This window comes from Flavobacterium alkalisoli, assembly GCF_008000935.1.
GTDB lineage: Bacteria > Bacteroidota > Bacteroidia > Flavobacteriales > Flavobacteriaceae > Flavobacterium > Flavobacterium alkalisoli.
Window position 1 is genome coordinate 2,955,460 of the sequence record NZ_CP042831.1, and the last position, 16,065, is coordinate 2,971,524.

The 16,065-nt window shown below is 35.3% G+C and carries 15 protein-coding genes; 5 read left to right on the top strand and 10 right to left on the bottom strand.

Translation table 11 applies throughout. The features are described from left to right. Window positions 1-63: 63 nt before the first annotated feature. Entirely contained in the window at window positions 64-831 is a 768-nt protein-coding gene (locus tag FUA48_RS13525; RefSeq protein WP_147584018.1) for a hypothetical protein, read from the top strand. A gap of 30 nt (window positions 832-861) precedes the next feature. On the opposite strand, the gene FUA48_RS13530 is transcribed toward FUA48_RS13525, so the two are convergent. Beyond that, on the bottom strand, window positions 862-1,419 hold the full coding sequence (locus tag FUA48_RS13530) for an acetate uptake transporter (protein WP_147584019.1): 558 nt from the start codon (window positions 1,417-1,419) through the stop codon (window positions 862-864). Window positions 1,420-1,558: 139 nt separating this feature from the next. Here FUA48_RS13530 and FUA48_RS13535 point away from each other — a divergent pair, with 139 nt between their 5' ends. After that, on the top strand, window positions 1,559-2,032 hold the full coding sequence (locus FUA48_RS13535) for a GyrI-like domain-containing protein (protein WP_147584020.1): 474 nt from the start codon (window positions 1,559-1,561) through the stop codon (window positions 2,030-2,032). Here the strand turns inward: FUA48_RS13535 and FUA48_RS13540 are convergent, their stop codons facing one another. Beyond that, window positions 2,033-3,418, bottom strand: coding sequence for a TlpA family protein disulfide reductase (locus tag FUA48_RS13540; RefSeq protein ID WP_147584021.1), 1,386 nt, complete (start codon window positions 3,416-3,418; stop codon window positions 2,033-2,035). A 145-nt stretch (window positions 3,419-3,563) separates the two neighbouring features. Between FUA48_RS13540 and FUA48_RS13545 the strand changes: the two genes are divergently transcribed. Continuing rightward, the gene (locus FUA48_RS13545; protein WP_129749883.1) at window positions 3,564-5,189 is read left to right on the top strand and encodes an ABC-F family ATP-binding cassette domain-containing protein; all 1,626 of its coding nucleotides are present in this window, start codon (window positions 3,564-3,566) and stop codon (window positions 5,187-5,189) included. Window positions 5,190-5,243: 54 nt separating this feature from the next. On the opposite strand, the gene FUA48_RS13550 is transcribed toward FUA48_RS13545, so the two are convergent. Further along, window positions 5,244-5,933: a hypothetical protein gene (locus FUA48_RS13550; RefSeq protein WP_147584022.1), complete on the bottom strand. Its 690-nt coding sequence runs from the start codon at window positions 5,931-5,933 to the stop codon at window positions 5,244-5,246. Between the two features lie 113 nt (window positions 5,934-6,046). Next, window positions 6,047-6,577 (bottom strand): GNAT family N-acetyltransferase, encoded by a 531-nt coding sequence (locus FUA48_RS13555; RefSeq protein WP_147584023.1) that lies wholly within the window; start codon window positions 6,575-6,577, stop codon window positions 6,047-6,049. A gap of 27 nt (window positions 6,578-6,604) precedes the next feature. Here FUA48_RS13555 and FUA48_RS13560 point away from each other — a divergent pair, with 27 nt between their 5' ends. Then, window positions 6,605-7,711 carry a serine hydrolase domain-containing protein gene (locus FUA48_RS13560; protein ID WP_147584024.1) on the top strand — a complete coding sequence of 369 codons (1,107 nt, stop codon included), beginning with the start codon at window positions 6,605-6,607 and terminating at the stop codon, window positions 7,709-7,711. On the opposite strand, the gene FUA48_RS18405 is transcribed toward FUA48_RS13560, so the two are convergent. From FUA48_RS18405 to FUA48_RS13575, 4 genes are all read right to left on the bottom strand, one after another. After that, window positions 7,712-7,879, bottom strand: coding sequence for a hypothetical protein (locus FUA48_RS18405; RefSeq protein WP_168196988.1), 168 nt, complete (start codon window positions 7,877-7,879; stop codon window positions 7,712-7,714). It lies immediately after the preceding gene. A gap of 69 nt (window positions 7,880-7,948) precedes the next feature. Beyond that, window positions 7,949-8,815, bottom strand: a complete 867-nt coding sequence (locus tag FUA48_RS13565; RefSeq protein WP_147584025.1) for a bestrophin family protein — start codon at window positions 8,813-8,815, stop codon at window positions 7,949-7,951. A gap of 60 nt (window positions 8,816-8,875) precedes the next feature. After that, window positions 8,876-10,159 (bottom strand): cryptochrome/photolyase family protein, encoded by a 1,284-nt coding sequence (locus FUA48_RS13570; RefSeq protein ID WP_147584026.1) that lies wholly within the window; start codon window positions 10,157-10,159, stop codon window positions 8,876-8,878. Between the two features lie 9 nt (window positions 10,160-10,168). Next, a complete protein-coding gene (locus tag FUA48_RS13575) occupies window positions 10,169-10,630 on the bottom strand; it encodes an SRPBCC family protein (protein WP_240732468.1) in 462 nt (153 codons plus the stop codon). Between the two features lie 148 nt (window positions 10,631-10,778). On the opposite strand from FUA48_RS13575, the gene FUA48_RS13580 reads away from it, so the two are divergent. Then, on the top strand, window positions 10,779-11,633 hold the full coding sequence (locus FUA48_RS13580) for a DUF2911 domain-containing protein (protein WP_147584028.1): 855 nt from the start codon (window positions 10,779-10,781) through the stop codon (window positions 11,631-11,633). Window positions 11,634-11,683: 50 nt separating this feature from the next. Here FUA48_RS13580 and FUA48_RS13585 read toward each other — a convergent pair whose 3' ends face one another. Together FUA48_RS13585 and FUA48_RS13590 are read right to left on the bottom strand one after the other, a co-directional pair. Next, window positions 11,684-13,390 carry a sodium:solute symporter gene (locus FUA48_RS13585; protein ID WP_147584029.1) on the bottom strand — a complete coding sequence of 569 codons (1,707 nt, stop codon included), beginning with the start codon at window positions 13,388-13,390 and terminating at the stop codon, window positions 11,684-11,686. 172 nt (window positions 13,391-13,562) lie between these two features. After that, the gene (locus FUA48_RS13590) at window positions 13,563-16,052 is read right to left on the bottom strand and encodes a PIG-L family deacetylase (protein WP_147584030.1); all 2,490 of its coding nucleotides are present in this window, start codon (window positions 16,050-16,052) and stop codon (window positions 13,563-13,565) included. Window positions 16,053-16,065 lie beyond the last annotated feature (13 nt).

A 16,065-nucleotide genomic window follows, 5' to 3' on the forward strand; every position in this document is an offset into this window, starting at 1 on the left:
AAATTGTTAAAATCAATTGAGAAAACTCTAAAGAATAAATTATTTTAGTAGAAAAAAATTATAATGAAAATAGTATTATCTTCTTTCTGTTACAAATGCTTTGATGAGACTGACCAAACAAAAGAATCTTATAATAATTTGAAAGATAAATTCGTGGATCGAAATATTGAGATCAATAATGATAATATTTATACACTATACTGTGAAAAAGGGCATACAACAACCGTGCAATTTCAAAATGAAAAATTTGAATTTTTATTTGATTATGGAGTTATGGCGTTGATAGATGGTTATAGCAAAGAAAGTGTGTCCACTATAGCAAGTTCATTTGAACGATTTATTGAGTTTTATATAAAGGCATTATCAATAAATAGAAATGTAGATATTAAAACGTTTACCTCTTCTTGGAAATTAATAAGTAAGCAGTCTGAAAGACAGCTTGGAGCTTTTTATGTATTGCAGATGTATGAATTTGGAGAGACAAAATTTATTATAGCTAATAAATGGATTGAATTTAGGAATAAAGTAATTCATCAGGGTTATATTCCTTCAAGAGAAGAAGCAATTGAATACGGAGATTACATTTTACAGTTAACAATGAGTATTTTGCTATATACAAGGGATTACTACAATAGAAATATTTTTAAAGATATGATATTCTATAGAGAAATTAATAAGTCTTCTGATAGACATAGTATTGCTTCAATCCCAACAATAATTAATCTCCAATCATTAGCGAGTATAGATTATCATTGTAAAAAATTACATGATGTTATTGAGTCAATTAAACATAATAAATTTTATACTCATTTCTATTCAAGAAGAGGTTAGGAGTTATTTGTATAGCCTGATTAAAATTACTTAATAAGGCAAAATCCTTTTACCTTTTACTTCTTCAAGTAACTCTGCCATTGCAAGGTAGAAAGCACTACTTCCGCATAGTACACCCACTACGCCTGCTATTTTATGTATAGTTCCGTTTCCTGTCCATAGCGAAATGGATAAAAGGAAAAACAGTATGGTTAATGAAAAAAATACAAACTGCTGAACTTTACTTTTTCCAAAGGTCCCAACCCATAAAAATGCAGTAAAAATTCCCCATAAAGCCAAGTACAAACCTAAGAAATCAGGTGGGGTAGCTTGTGCAACTTCCATATTTAGGCCAGGTAATAACCATACTGCTACTAATGATAACCAAAAGAATCCGTAAGATGTAAAGGCTGTTCCTGCAAAGGTATTTCCTTTTTTAAAGGATAATATTCCTGCAATTATCTGTGCCAGTCCGCCATAGCAAATTCCCATAGACAGTATAACAGCGCTTAAAGGAAAAAAGCCGATATTATGTATATTAAGAAGGATTGTTGTCATTGCAAAGCCCATAAGGCCTAACGGAGCCGGATTACCTAGTTTAGATTCCATAATTACATTTTTAATTTATTGGTTCTATCAAAAATACATTTTTATTAATTTAAGTGTTAATTTTTTTAATATACTATTTTATCAAAAGCTAATCTTTTTATTTCGTAGTTTAAATAATCTCTTCTGCTTAATTTTGAATATGATTCCTTCAATAAAATTAATACCATATAAAAAACTGGTTGGTTTAAGCTTAAACATGTCATTCGCTGATAATAAAACAGCTGAGCTATGGCGTAGCTTTATGCCGAGACGAAAAGAAATCGCTAACGCTATTAGCAACGATTTGTATTCGCTACAGGTTTACAGTGAGAATTTCTTTTCTCAATTTAATCCTACTACTGAATTCACTAAATGGGCTTTGGTGGAAGTTACTGATTTTAATGAAGTACCTGAAGGTATGCAAATGTTTACATTACCGGAAGGACAATATGCCGTATTCAATTACAGAGGGAGTTCTGCGAAAGGAGCAGAGGTGATGGGCTATATTTTACAGGAATGGCTACCGCAGTCGGGTTATCAATTAGATAATCGTCCGCATTTTGAGGTTTTAGGAGAAAAGTATAAGAATAACAGTGATGAATCTGAAGAAGAAATCTGGATACCAATACGGTAATTACTGTAGGTTTTGACTAAAGTTGGAATCCATTAAATTGGTAAAGGCATTTTTAATGGTGCCGTCAGGATTCAGTATAATTGTTCGGTTTATTTTAGTAAGCACCCATTTGTCTTTTAACGCCCTGAAATCGGAAGCCCTTAATTGGCAGGTGCTTTTAAAATCATACTCTTTAATCGATTTTTTCCACTCGGCATCTTCGTCTATATTAACAGCAATAAAGTTTACATTAGGATGTTGCAGTTGTAAAGCATTTACTTTATTGTGAACTAATTCTGTTCGGTTATTTGAACAACTACTCCAAAAGAAAATAACCGTTTCCTTATCGATATTATTATTGATGTCTACGTGATTATCATAAGAATCTACCAGAGTAATTTCAGGGAGTTTATTTCCGGTTTTTAAATTACTTACAGCCTTACCAATACGCATTATCTCATTACTGTCGCTGTCATCGGTACAAAGCTCATCATAACGTTTAAGGAAAGCCTGATTATTGATCATATTCTGGTCTTCAAGCAGGTAATTAAAGGCTAGGGTGTTTAAAACCTGATTTTTCACAGATTGGTTGGTAAAGACTGAATCGGCGACATTAAGCTTAATAATGTTTATCTCTAACGAATCTCTTTTTGCTGTGTCCTGATATTTATCCTGAGCAATATTATTTATCATTGCTGTTACATATCTCATAAATGGGGAGTAGTTCGTTAGTCGCGGATCATCAAGCGCTACATCTTTCCTGAAGTCATAAAAATCATCTGGCATATGGTTCCTAACATCTTCACCGGTATGTCTTTTGTGAATATAAGGATAGTATTCCCTTTTGGTGTAGTAATTAAGCTCAACTCTTGATTTGGCATAAAAATCAAAATCATCGTTCCAGCCAATTCTTTGTTTTTCTGCAATATAGTACGATGTTCTTTTTACGTTTACCGAATCTATCGTGCGCATAAAATCTTTTAGATTGTAATCATATATGGCTGCAGATTTGGTACGGTCTTTTTCATTCATAAGGAAAAGCTCCATCATGAAATTGTTTTTCTCGTTACCTCGGCCGCTAAACACTAAAGATTCATCAAAGTATCTGGCATTTATATTAACCATAATACTGTCGTTCTTATCGAAGTAGACGTATTGAAAATCAGGTTCGTTTTTAAAACTGTAAAGTCCAGGGGTAAGAGAATCAAATTTTACAAAAAATCTGTTCTTTTCATCAAGAGGTAAAGTATCTATAACTTTATTATTGCGACAGAAAAGGATATACCTGCACTGGGGGCTGGATACTTCGCCTCCAAAATATGCTTCATAGTTATCACCATTGCCGCATGAGGCAAGTGATAACGAAAAGACAAGAAGCAGTAGTAATTTTTTTCTTAATAGTTTCATTGCGTCTTTTCCGTACTTTAACAAAAATATTTTTTCTCATCTTCATATATTGTTAAAGGACAGTTAAAAATATTAGGCTTGTTATATTACTCTTAATAGACCTAATAGTTCTTTATTTTTCTTACTTTTGCAAAAATTTTTTAAAATGCTTTCAGTTTCAAATTTATCGGTTCAGTTTGGTAAAAGGATATTATTCGACGAAGTAAATACTTCTTTTACCCAAGGTAACTGTTATGGTATCATTGGCGCAAATGGTGCCGGTAAATCCACTTTTCTAAAAATATTAGCAGGAGACGTAGATCCTACATCGGGTCATGTATTTCTTGAGCCGGGCAAACGTATGTCTGTACTTAACCAGAATCACAATATGTTTGATGAGCATACCGTTCTTGAAACAGTGATGATGGGTAATACACAGCTTTTTTCGGTTAAAAAAGAAATGGATGAAATTTACCTTAAACCTGACTTTTCTGATAAGGATGGTGAAAGGGTAGGTGAGCTTCAGGTTATTTTTGAAGAAATGAATGGCTGGAATGCCGATTCTGATGCTGCAGCACTTTTATCAAGTTTAGGTATAGGCGATGAGCACCATTATACATTAATGGGAGATATGGATAACAAACTTAAGGTTCGTGTCCTTTTAGCTCAGGCACTATTTGGTAACCCGGACGTTCTTATTATGGATGAGCCTACCAACGACCTTGACTTTGAAACAATATCATGGCTTGAAAACTTCCTTGCTAACTACGATAATACAGTAATCGTTGTATCTCACGACCGTCACTTTCTTGATGCTGTTTGCACACATATTTCGGATATCGACTTTAGCAAAATCAACCATTATTCCGGTAACTATACTTTCTGGTATGAATCTAGCCAGTTAGCAGCTAAGCAAAGAGCACAGCAAAACAAGAAAGCCGAAGAAAAGAAAAAAGAACTTCAGGAGTTCATCATGCGTTTTAGTGCTAACGTGGCTAAATCTAAACAAGCTACCAGCCGTAAAAAAATGCTTGAAAAGCTTAAAGTTGACGATATTAAACCATCAAGCAGAAGATATCCTGCAATTATTTTTGATCAGGAACGTGAAGCCGGTGACCAGATATTAAACATTTCGGGACTTAGCGCTTCTGTTGAAGGTGAGGTTTTATTTAAAAACCTTGACCTGAATATGGCAAAAGGTGATAAGATAGTAGTAGTATCAAGAGACTCTCGTGCTACAACTGCTTTCTATGAAATCATTAACGGTAATATGCAGCCGGACAGCGGTAAATTTGAATGGGGTGTAACAACAATTCAATCATACCTTCCGGTAGAAAATCATGAGTTTTTTGATACCGATCTAAACCTGGTTGACTGGTTACGCCAGTGGGCTACTACAGAGGAAGAGCGTGATGAAGTTTATATCCGCGGATTTCTTGGTAAAATGCTTTTCAGTGGAGAAGAGGCTCTTAAATCTTCAAGAGTACTTTCGGGAGGTGAAAAAGTTCGTTGTATGCTTTCAAGAATGATGATGCTTAGAGCTAACGTATTAATGCTTGATGAACCTACAAATCACCTTGATCTTGAGTCGATAACTGCATTTAACAACTCACTTAAAAACTTTAAGGGATCTGTATTGTTTACAACACATGACCACGAGTTTGCCCAAACTGTAGCTAACAGGGTACTTGAAATAACACCAAACGGAGTAATAGACCGTTACATGTCGTTTGATGATTATCTTGATGACGATAAAGTAAAAGAATTAAGAAAAAGCATGTATGCTAAATAATAAAGAAAAAGCCCAAACGTAATGTTTGGGCTTTTTTATGCTTAATAATATTATCTATTCTTTAGAAACGTTTGTTCCTTCGTTAGCATCCTCTTTTACAACAACTACCTTAGCTCTGAATCCTGTAGCAAGATTCCATTGACTTGAATGAAGAACATTCTTTTGGTCATCTACGATTCTGATGTCTGCTGTATTTGGTCCTGTTGTTCCCTGATTTAGTGCTTCAAATTCAATTTTATTGAATCCGGGCTGTAGTCTTATTTGAATAGCCGATGAGTTATTGGTGAGAACAAAGTCGCTTATTACAATATGATCGTTTATCCAGACCCTAATTCTGTCACCATCCTGAAGACCAAAGTCAGCAACGTAGGAATTTATATATTCAGACTTTGTACGTATTTCACCTAAAAACTGATTCCCTTTATAGGCTTCACTCGATTCTCCCTGCTGTCTGATTTTTACGCGGTCTTCGTAGTTTTCACCGGAATCTGCATACTGCTTTTCAATAATCATGGGAGAAGTATCAGTCTTATCCACACCAATCTGAAAACGCGGGTCAAGCTCTTTTTTAGGGGGCTTTATGGTAAACATACTTGGTGTATTATCCTCTTTGGAAGGTTCCGGAGATACCTGAGGATCCTTTTCCCTAGGGATAGCTATACCTCCCTGCGGCTTATCACCACCCTGGGCCATAACCTTAGGGCTAATGCATAAAAAAAGGAATAGTATAACAAGGTATTTCATAATATGTTTTTTGAACTAAAATAGTGTAAGCAATTAACATGCCTAAAAATTAGCCAATACAAATTAATAAAAAATAAGTCAATAAGTATTAAAGTGTAACAACGTAAAAGCCGTTATTTTATTTCTGCTTTAATTTCCCATAACTTCACTACCTGTTCAAACGTGATGGAGCCGGGAGTTGTAACATACTCTTTTACGAGTTTAAAACCTGCTTTTTCCAAACTCCTGTTCGGGGAAGGGTTAAAGGCGTTGGGCTGGCAATACACCTTTTTAAGTTTTATATTATCGAAATAGTAGGGCAGGGTCATTTTTATAAAATCTACACCATAACCATTATTCCTGTAATCAGTATTCCAAATATGTAAATGCATAAAACCATGATCTCCGTAAGTTAATGGGTTTAAATTACTATGCCCTATAGGTTCATCATTCACACACCATACTACTCCGTATACTTTCTTTTCTTCATAGGGCAGTGTAAGCTGTGTTTGAAGCATTGCAGTAAAATCTTCTCTGGCAGGAAGCTTTTCTATATCAACCCCCATATTAATAAGATATTCCTTATTAGCTTTAAACCAGTAATCAGCAATTAGTTTTACATCTTTATCTTGGATTTCCCGTACAGATAATTTATTTTTAAGCATATTTGTCTTCTAATTTACCCCAAGTTAATGAAAAAGTTACCAATCATTCTCAGTTTACTATTTTTAACATTATGTTGTGTTTCCTGCAAAGTCGGACGTTTTGTATACTACAATCTTGCAAATATTACCGATTATAAAATATTTCCTTCACGTCCTCTTGTAAATGATTCAATAGTGTTTCATTACTATACAACAGAGCAGGACAAAGCAAAGGTTCCTAAGAAAATTAATTACAACGGAAGTGAAGTTGCTTTTGATGATTTTCTTGCTGATAATAAAACAGTAGCTTTTTTGATTATCAAAAACGATACAATTCAGTACGAAAAGTATTTTAATGGGTATGAGCAGGAGTCGATTATAGCATCGTTTTCTATGGCAAAATCGGTAACTTCAATACTTATAGGGTGTGCTCTGGATGACGGCTTTATAAAATCGGTTGATGAACCGGTTGTTAATTATGTTCCTGAACTTAAGGATAACGGGCTTGAAAAAGTTACCATAAAACACTTATTACAAATGTCAAGCGGAATTAAGTGTGAAGAAAGCTATATAAACCCTTTTGGGGATGCGGCTACCTATTATTATGGTACTGATTTGAGGAAAGCTTTAAGTAAAATGAAACCTGAACGTGAGCCCGGAACAGAATTTTCATACAGCAGTTGTGATACACAATTATTAGGTTTGGTTTTAGAGCGCTCTTTAAAAGGAGAAACAATTACCGAATATCTTGATGAAAAAATATGGAAACCACTTGGTATGGAATATGATGCTTCCTGGAGCCTGGACAGGGAGAAAAACGGTTTGGAAAAAACCTTTTGCTGTATTAATGCAAGAGCAAGGGATTTCTCTAAAATAGGAAGATTATACCTTAATAAAGGAAACTGGAACGGTAAACAGATTGTATCAGAAAATTGGGTAGAGGAATCTACAAAACCCGATACTGGATTGGGGAATGTTGATTATTACAAATACCAATGGTGGCTTTCTTCCGGAGGCAGTTATATGGCAAAAGGGCTTTTAGGGCAGTTTATCTATGTATACCCTTCTAAAGATCTTATAATTGTACGATTAGGTAAAAACTATGGGGAAGTAGCCTGGCCGGAATTACTAACCAGCCTTGCAGAAAATTATTAATTATCTGTGTCTGCCTGATCGGTTTTTTTCTGCAAACCAGTCGTTTATACTGTCTTTTTCGTCTCTGAAATCTTCCCTTGTTGGCTCACCTGACTTGTCATAATGCGCGTTGTTATCTACATTATCACTTGATTTAGTTGTGCCCTCATGTTTTTTATCTTCTTCCATAAATATTTTTTTAAAGTGTAATATTAGGAATTTGAAGAACTTCTTTTTGTTAAGAATGACCTAAAATTACTAGTAAATAAGCTCCTCGACGTTTTTTTGTATCATTTCTGCCAGTTTTGCAGTAGGTAGGTCATTTGGATCATAACCAAACGGATCTTCAATTTCTTCTGCGATAAGCTCCAAACTTGCCAGCACATAAAATATTATAGTTACAACAGGTATTACCAGATAGCCTAACATAAAAACATATCCGAAAGGAAGTGTCATAACATATATAAAAATAAACTTCTTTATAAAGGCACTGTAAGAATAGGGAATAGGAGTGTTTTTAATCCTTTCACAAATTCCGCAAATATCTGTTAGTGATTGTATTTCTGCATTTAATACGATAAGCTGGTCGCCTGTAATTTTTCCCTGCTCATATAGCTCATTCACTTTTGCTATTATGGTTTTAGCTATTTGATTGGGTTTATGCTTGTAATGATCTGCGGCAAGTATAGCATCCTCAAAAAGTTCATGGCTTATATCAGCATTCTTTAAATGCAGGTTTAATACAGAAGAATATGCAGGTATAAGTTTCCTGAAAATCTCCTTGTCTTCTTTAGCTTTAATCATTACAGCTACTTTAATGGCCAAATTACGACTATTGTTAACCAATGCACCCCATGCTTTACGGCCTTCCCACCAGCGATCATAGGCAGTATTTGTCCTGAACACAAGCAATAAGGATATTACAAAACCCAATAGGGTATGCATTACCGTAATATTCTTTACATGGCTTAATTCAGAAAGTTGCCAATATTCCAGTTCTAAATAGGCTATGATAAAAGAATAGGCTGCAATACCCAGCATTATAGGTAATAACTTCCTGAAAGTATCTCCCTTATGAAATCGGAATATAAAAGAAAACCACTCTTTAGGGTTGTATGTAATCATGGGGTTGGTTATAAATTGTTTGCAGCACAAATTTATTTAAAGTTTGTTGTTGCACAAACATTATTGAACAGCTTCTTTATAAACTTTCAAAACCCTTTCCCTCGCTTCTTTATGATCTACAATAGGCCTGTAGTCTAACTCCTGAAACTCAGGCACCCATTTCTTTATATACTTAAAATCTCCATCAAACTTTTTGGCCTGTTCTGTCGGGTTAAATACCCTAAAGTAAGGAGCAGCATCAACTCCACTTCCGGCTGCCCACTGCCAGTTACCTACATTACTGGACTGTTCATAGTCTAATAGTTTTTCAGCAAAATAGGCCTCACCCCAACGCCAGTCAATAAGCAGATGTTTGCATAAAAAACTGGCAACAACCATTCTAACCCTGTTATGCATGTAACCGGTAGTATTAAGTTCACGCATACCGGCATCTACCATTGCATAACCTGTTTTCCCTTCACACCATGCCTTAAATTCCTTTTCGTTATTTCTCCATTTGATATTATCATATTTTGGACGGAAACTTTTATTTATTGTCTCCGGGAAATGCCACAATATCTGCATAAAAAACTCTCTCCATATGAGCTCATTTAAAAATGTTCCGTTTTTGCTTTCAAGGGCTTTTTTAACCAATTCCCTGATGCTTACAGAACCAAACCTTAAATGAGGACTCAAATAAGAGGTCCCGTCTATAGAGGGAATATTTCTGGTATCTTCATAATTATCTACAAGCGTAGGGGTAACGGTGTAAGGTTTTACCTTAATGTTACTTTCCGTAAAACCTAAATCTTTAAGTTCTAAAAAAGGATAGGAGTGTGGTGTTAATTCAGATAATTTCTCTTCCGGATGATGTTGCCTTACATCCTTAACGGTAAACTTCTCTTTCCATTTTTTCATGTAAGGAGTGTAAACCACATACGGGTCACTATCATCTTTAACTACTTCATCTTTTTCAAAAATGACCTGATCTTTAAAAGATTTAAAATCAACATTATTATCCTGTAATAATTGAAGTATTTGTTTATCTCTTTTTAAAGCATAAGGCTCATAATCATGATTGGTAAAAACAGCCTCAATATCATTTTCTGAAAGTAATTTTTTGAATACTTTTTCCGGAGTATCATAAAACACCGCTAACGATTTATTATGCTTTTTAAGTTCTGTATTTATCTGTTCCAATAACTGATGAATATAAGTAATCCTGGCATCATCTTTAGGCAATTCTTCAAGAATATTAGGATCAAAAATAAAAATAGGGAGTACTTCCTCTCCTGATGTTAAGGCTTCATATAAGCCTGTATTATCTTCTATGCGTAAATCCCTTCTAAACCAAAATATATTCATTTCTGTTCCTTATCCTTTAAATTCACCAAAAAGTTCAATTAATTTATTTTTCCTGTATTCAAAAATTTCCTCCAGCTTAGGTTTTACTAAGATAGGATGAGCCATTTTACCTAAAATTCCCATAGGAATTTTGTAATGTACTATATCTTCCATTTCAACCCCTCCCGGAATTTCTTTCAGGAAATGTTTATGATGCCAAAATTTATAGGGGCCATAGCGCTGCTCGTCTACAAAAAACTGTTTGTCTTGCACGTGAGTTATCTCTGTAATCCATTCCATTTTATAACCTAACAAGGGAGTAATGGTATAATGGATAATCTGTCCGGCAAACATTTTTCTGTCGTCACCTGATAAAGTTACAAATCCCATTGAGGGAGGCGTAATTACGGCAAGGTTTTTGGGAGTGGAAATAAAGTCCCAGGCTTCCTGTAAGCTTACGGGTAAATTTTGTTTTTTGTGTAGTGTATACAAATCTAAAACTTTTAAATGTTGCGTGAAGTTAGGAAACACAAGGGAAATTTAAGGTTTGTTCATCGCTATTTTTAGTATTTTTTAACACTCGTAAAACAGTTATTGATTAATTTCGCAGTATATATTTCTATAAAAAATCAGACTCACAATGAAAAAACTACTTATTGCAGGAGCTATAGTGCTGGGTTGCTTAACCGGAACAGCACAGGTACGCACACCAATGGCCAGCCCTAATGCTAAAATTGAACAGACTGTAGGTCTTACAGATGTTAAAATTGATTATTCCCGCCCAAGTGCAAGAGGAAGATCAGTTTACGGAGAATTAGTTCCTTTCGGAAAACTTTGGAGAACAGGGGCTAACGCTAATACTTTAATTTCTTTTAGCGAAGATGTAGTTATTGCAGGTAAAACCCTTCCTAAAGGTGAGTATGCTTTATATACTTTACCAAAAGCAGACAGCTGGGATATTATTTTCTATAAAGACACTAATAACTGGGGACTTCCTGAAAAATGGGACGAGAACAAAGAGGCTTTAAGAGCTACTGTAAAACCTGAGTTCTTATCTAAAAACGTTGAGACATTTACTTTAAATATTGCCGACTTAGATAACGATTATGCTAATCTTGAGCTTTCTTGGGAAAGAACTAAAGTTACGCTTAAATTTGAAGTACCTACTAAAAAAGTAGCTATTAAGAGTATTGAAACAGCTATGGCTGGGCCATCTGCAAGTGACTACTTTGCAGCTGCGCAGTACTATTATCAGTCTGACGCTGATATGAACAAAGCTCTTGACTGGGTTAATAACGCTATTGCGAAAACGCCACAAGGACAAGATGTTCCTTATTATATCTTAAGACAAAAATCGCTTATCCAGGCTAAAATGGGGGATAAGAAGGGAGCTATAGAAACTGCTAAACAATCTCTTGCAGGAGCTGAAAAAGCTAACAACTTTGATTATGTAAAAATGAATAAAGACTCTATTCTTGAATGGAGCAGAAAATAATCTGAGTAATCAAATAATAAAAAAGCAGGCTAAAAGCCTGCTTTTTTATTTTATATAGTTTCTTCCTGCTTTGGTTTATTAAACAATGGCTGCAACATAAACGATAGTACAATTGTTAACATGGCACCTATAAAGTTTAACCATAAATAACCAATTGCATCTACACGGGCATATTCGTACCATATGTAAATAACAACAGCCTGAGTAATTAAAGCACCCCAAAATATGGCTTCAGCCTTTATGTATTTAATATAGAATGCTACAAGGAATATACCTAATACCGTTCCGTAGAAAATAGAACCTATAATGTTTACCAGCTGAATAAGGTTTTCAAACAATGTACCTACACAGGCAAATAATATGGCTACTATACCCCATAGAAGAGTAAAAAACTTAGTAGCATTTACATAATGTTTTTCCGATTTATTACCTACGTTTCGTTTGTAGATATCTATAGCTGTGGTAGAGGCAAGGGCATTAAGTCCTGACGCGGATGATGACATTGCAGCTGAGAATATTACTGCAAGCAATAATCCGATAAGACCCTTTGGTAAAAAGTTAAGTATAAAGTACAGGAAGACATAATCCTTATCATTGGTTTCTGCCTTTTCGTTTACTTTTTTAATCAGTTCCTTCGCTTTATCCCTTAGATCTTTTTCTCTCGTATTAAGAGCAATCATTTTATTATGAAGCTCCTTATTATCGTAATCCTGATTAAGCTGATTTACATAAAGCATACTGATTTCTTTCTTTTCATCAGCAAGATTATCCAACTGCCTTTCAAGTCCGTTATATTCGTCTTTATACTGTGATTCCTGTAATGCTTTTACGTTGTTTGGATTAAAGTGCAGTGGGGCAGAGTGGAACTGGAAAAATATAAAAACCATAACACCAATAAGCAGGATAAAGAACTGCATAGGTACTTTCAGTAACCCGTTCATGATAAGCCCCATTTGGCTTTCTCTTATAGATTTGCCAGAAAGGTAGCGCTGTACCTGAGACTGATCGGTACCAAAATAGGCCAGTGCTAAAAAGAAACCTCCGGCAATACCACTCCATATTGTATAACGTTGCCCTGGATCAAATGAAAAATTAACAATATTCATTTTGTCGTTAGCACCTGCAATATGTAAGGCATTCCCAAAACTAAGCTCATCAGGTAAATTATTCAGCAATACAATAAAGGTAATTGCCATACCCGTCATTATAACAAACATTTGCTGTTTTTGGGTAACGTTTACTGCCTTTGTACCTCCCGAAAAGGTATATATAATAACCAATAAACCTATCATAAAGTTCATTAAGTTAAGATTCCATCCTAAAAGGGAAGAAAGTATAATTGCAGGGGCATAAATTGTTAACCCTGTACCAAGTCCGCGTTGTATAAGGAAAATAATTGAAGCTAACGAACGGGTTTTAAGGTCAAAACGCTGCTCTAAAAATTCATAGGCCGTAAATACCTTTAATTTATGGTATATAGGGATAAATGTAAGGCATATTACAACCATAGCTAACGGCAACCCGAAATAGAACTGCACAAAGCCCATACCGTCATGGTATGCCTGTCCCGGTGTTGAAAGGAAGGTAATGGCGCTTGCCTGTGTTGCCATAACAGAAAGTCCCACTGTCCACCAGGGAGTTTCGTTATTGCCGAGTATAAATTCTTCAACATTTTTACTTCCTCGGGTTTTTAAAACCCCGTAAACAACAATGAAGAGTAATGTAACCGAAAGTATAATCCAGTCAATTGTCTGCATACTATGTAAAGATTTGCATTATAAAATAAAAAATAAGTATGTAGATAACGTTAAGCAGCAACACCAACGAATAACTTTTTTTCCATTTTGTCGGATTATCTTTCATACAATTCCTTTTTTAACTTCGATATATAGGACTGATAACAAACTTAATTGTTACACAGAAATCCTGTTATTTACCTAAAGCAATAATATTAGCCATTAGCCTGTAAGCCCCCGAAACACCTTCAGGCAGCTCCCTGAAAAAGCTCAGGCCGGTATAAATATAATAACCTTTTCCGTGCTTCGCTATAAGCAGTGCACCTTTTTTTGGCGATTCCCCTTTATCATGAGAGGATAGGATAGGGGTAAATTCCGATGCCCATTCGTCCGGATAATATAATCCCTGTTCCTGTACCCAACCTTTAAAATCCTTGTCAGTTATCTTATTAGGACGGTTTAATACTGCATTTGAAGGATCTAAAAACGTAACTTTTGCATCTTCTTCAGTTACCCTGTCCCTTGATATCCTGATAGGGTATGGAGCTACATCTTTTATAGACAAATGTCCTGTAGTATTATATTGTACCACCATGTTACCACCTTCCTTCACATAATCAAAAAGCACCTGTTGTTTAAATTCTAATGACTCAAGTACATTATAACAGCGTATACCCATAATTACGGCATCAAAACCGGCTAATGCTTCAGGTGAAATAGCTTCCGGCGTTAACAGGGTAACTTCATATCCCATTTGTCTCAGGCTTTCGGGAACGTTGTCTCCTGCACCCATTATATAAGCTATTCTACGTCCTTTAATTTCTAAATCTACCTTTGTGAATTTAGCTATAGAAGGCATTAACACTTGTTGTTTTGCAATATGAGGATAATCTATAATTATCTGTTCTTTATTATATTCAGCACCATCAATTAAAGCAACACTTTCAGCTTCTGCCTCTTCCGGTTCAATAGGTGGAGTAACTTCAAAGCTCACCGTTATTTCGCTTCCTTTATTCTTTAAATCAAAAGGAATAGAAGCAGGGTTAACTCTCCATGTATCAGGAAGCCTTAGTTCAAGGTTACCTGAACAATTGTCTTTACCGGCATGTATTTTTACCAGTACCTGTTGTTTTCTGTTGTCTTTAAACAGCTGTACTTTGTTTACTATTTTAGTAGTTACGGCAGGTACTACATCAAAAGGCTGATAAACTTCACCAAAAGCAGGGTCGGTATATTTATATACAAGCTCTTTTGTAAAAGGAATAGCCACGCCATTAACCTCAATAACAAAACTGACTTCCATTTCACGAATAACATCAGGAATTCCAATATTTTGCTGATCACTAACAGTATACATTCCTTTATTTCCTTTTTCCTTTAACCAATAAGGGGAAGTATAATTAGCCGTTTTAGGTATTGTTACCGAAATTGTATTTCCCTGATCTATATTGTTATCCAATCCTAAATCCTGTATAAAGGTTTTATTCTCAGGTAATACACTAATATATTTTAAAACCATAGGAATCGAACTGCGGTTTATCGCCTCCCAGCGTACTGAAATATCACTACCCGGTGTGGCAGACTGATTTTCAGCTACAGCTTCAATAAAAAGTCCGCTACATGCTGCGATTATTTCTTTGATCTCTTTTAGCTTAATTTCTTTCCAGTGTTTATTCTCAATATTTGCTATATTTATATAAACAGCTGTTAATGCAGGAACAGATGCTGAAGGATTTTTAAAATCAAAATTATTTAGTATCTGCTGTACGGCTTCACCAATCTCTTTACCACCTTTAACTCTGTTCCAGGAAGTATCAATACCTTCAAAAAGGTTTTGTTTGTCTTTTAAATTACTTCCTTTAATAAGTTCCAGATACTCCATATCATCCCCACGTGCTCCGCTTGTACCAAATCCCTGAGAACGGTGCCTGCTTCGGCTTAAGGCGGCAATTTCCTGATTGGATTTACCTAACATAGGATAGTAAACACCTGTAGACAGGTTAATATATTTAGATTTATCGGCCTTGTCAAATTGTTCTTTACCTCCAAAAAACCACCAAGAAACATTAAAGAACACTCGTTTAGGCTGCCATGTATTTACATATTCAAGCTGATCTGCTGCATAATGAGGATCATTTGCTAAACTGTAAGCTTCCTGTGTAAGCATAGCAGAAGAAGTATGATGCCCATGTGTTGAACCCGGTGTACGGTGGTCAAAACGATTGATGATAACATCCGGCTGGAATTTACGTATTACCCAAACCATATCTTCAAGCACTTCTTCCTTATCCCAAATCTGTAGGGTTTCGTTCGGCACTTTTGAGAAGCCAAAGTCGTTGGCACGGCTAAAAAACTGTTCGCCTCCGTCTATTTTTCTGGCCTCAATAAGTTCCTGTGTACGTATAACCCCTAATAACTCCCTTAATTCAAGACCGATAAGATTTTGTCCGCCATCTCCTCGGGTAAGGGCTAAATAGCCAGTATGAGCCATGTCTTCGTTAGAAAGATAGGATATGAGACGTGTGTTTTCATCATCGGGGTGCGCAGCAATATACAGGGCCGAACCTAAAAAGTTCAGCTTTTCTATTTTATGGTATATTTCTACTGAAGATGGTTTTTGAGGTTGTTGTGCATAACCAACTGCACAACATAATATAAAGAGGTAACTTAATAATTTATGCATAATTTTATAGGCT

Bases quoted from the DNA above. Each gene is read 5' to 3' on its own strand.
- FUA48_RS13525 (WP_147584018.1), top strand. From the start codon at position 64: ATGAAAATAGTATTATCTTCTTTCTGTTACAAATGCTTTGATGAGACT.
- FUA48_RS13530 (WP_147584019.1), bottom strand. From the start codon at position 1,419: ATGGAATCTAAACTAGGTAATCCGGCTCCGTTAGGCCTTATGGGCTTT.
- FUA48_RS13535 (WP_147584020.1), top strand. From the start codon at position 1,559: ATGATTCCTTCAATAAAATTAATACCATATAAAAAACTGGTTGGTTTA.
- FUA48_RS13540 (WP_147584021.1), bottom strand. From the start codon at position 3,418: ATGAAACTATTAAGAAAAAAATTACTACTGCTTCTTGTCTTTTCGTTA.
- FUA48_RS13545 (WP_129749883.1), top strand. From the start codon at position 3,564: ATGCTTTCAGTTTCAAATTTATCGGTTCAGTTTGGTAAAAGGATATTA.
- FUA48_RS13550 (WP_147584022.1), bottom strand. From the start codon at position 5,933: ATGAAATACCTTGTTATACTATTCCTTTTTTTATGCATTAGCCCTAAG.
- FUA48_RS13555 (WP_147584023.1), bottom strand. From the start codon at position 6,577: ATGCTTAAAAATAAATTATCTGTACGGGAAATCCAAGATAAAGATGTA.
- FUA48_RS13560 (WP_147584024.1), top strand. From the start codon at position 6,605: ATGAAAAAGTTACCAATCATTCTCAGTTTACTATTTTTAACATTATGT.
- FUA48_RS18405 (WP_168196988.1), bottom strand. From the start codon at position 7,879: ATGGAAGAAGATAAAAAACATGAGGGCACAACTAAATCAAGTGATAAT.
- FUA48_RS13565 (WP_147584025.1), bottom strand. From the start codon at position 8,815: ATGATTACATACAACCCTAAAGAGTGGTTTTCTTTTATATTCCGATTT.
- FUA48_RS13570 (WP_147584026.1), bottom strand. From the start codon at position 10,159: ATGAATATATTTTGGTTTAGAAGGGATTTACGCATAGAAGATAATACA.
- FUA48_RS13580 (WP_147584028.1), top strand. From the start codon at position 10,779: ATGAAAAAACTACTTATTGCAGGAGCTATAGTGCTGGGTTGCTTAACC.
- FUA48_RS13585 (WP_147584029.1), bottom strand. From the start codon at position 13,390: ATGCAGACAATTGACTGGATTATACTTTCGGTTACATTACTCTTCATT.
- FUA48_RS13590 (WP_147584030.1), bottom strand. From the start codon at position 16,052: ATGCATAAATTATTAAGTTACCTCTTTATATTATGTTGTGCAGTTGGT.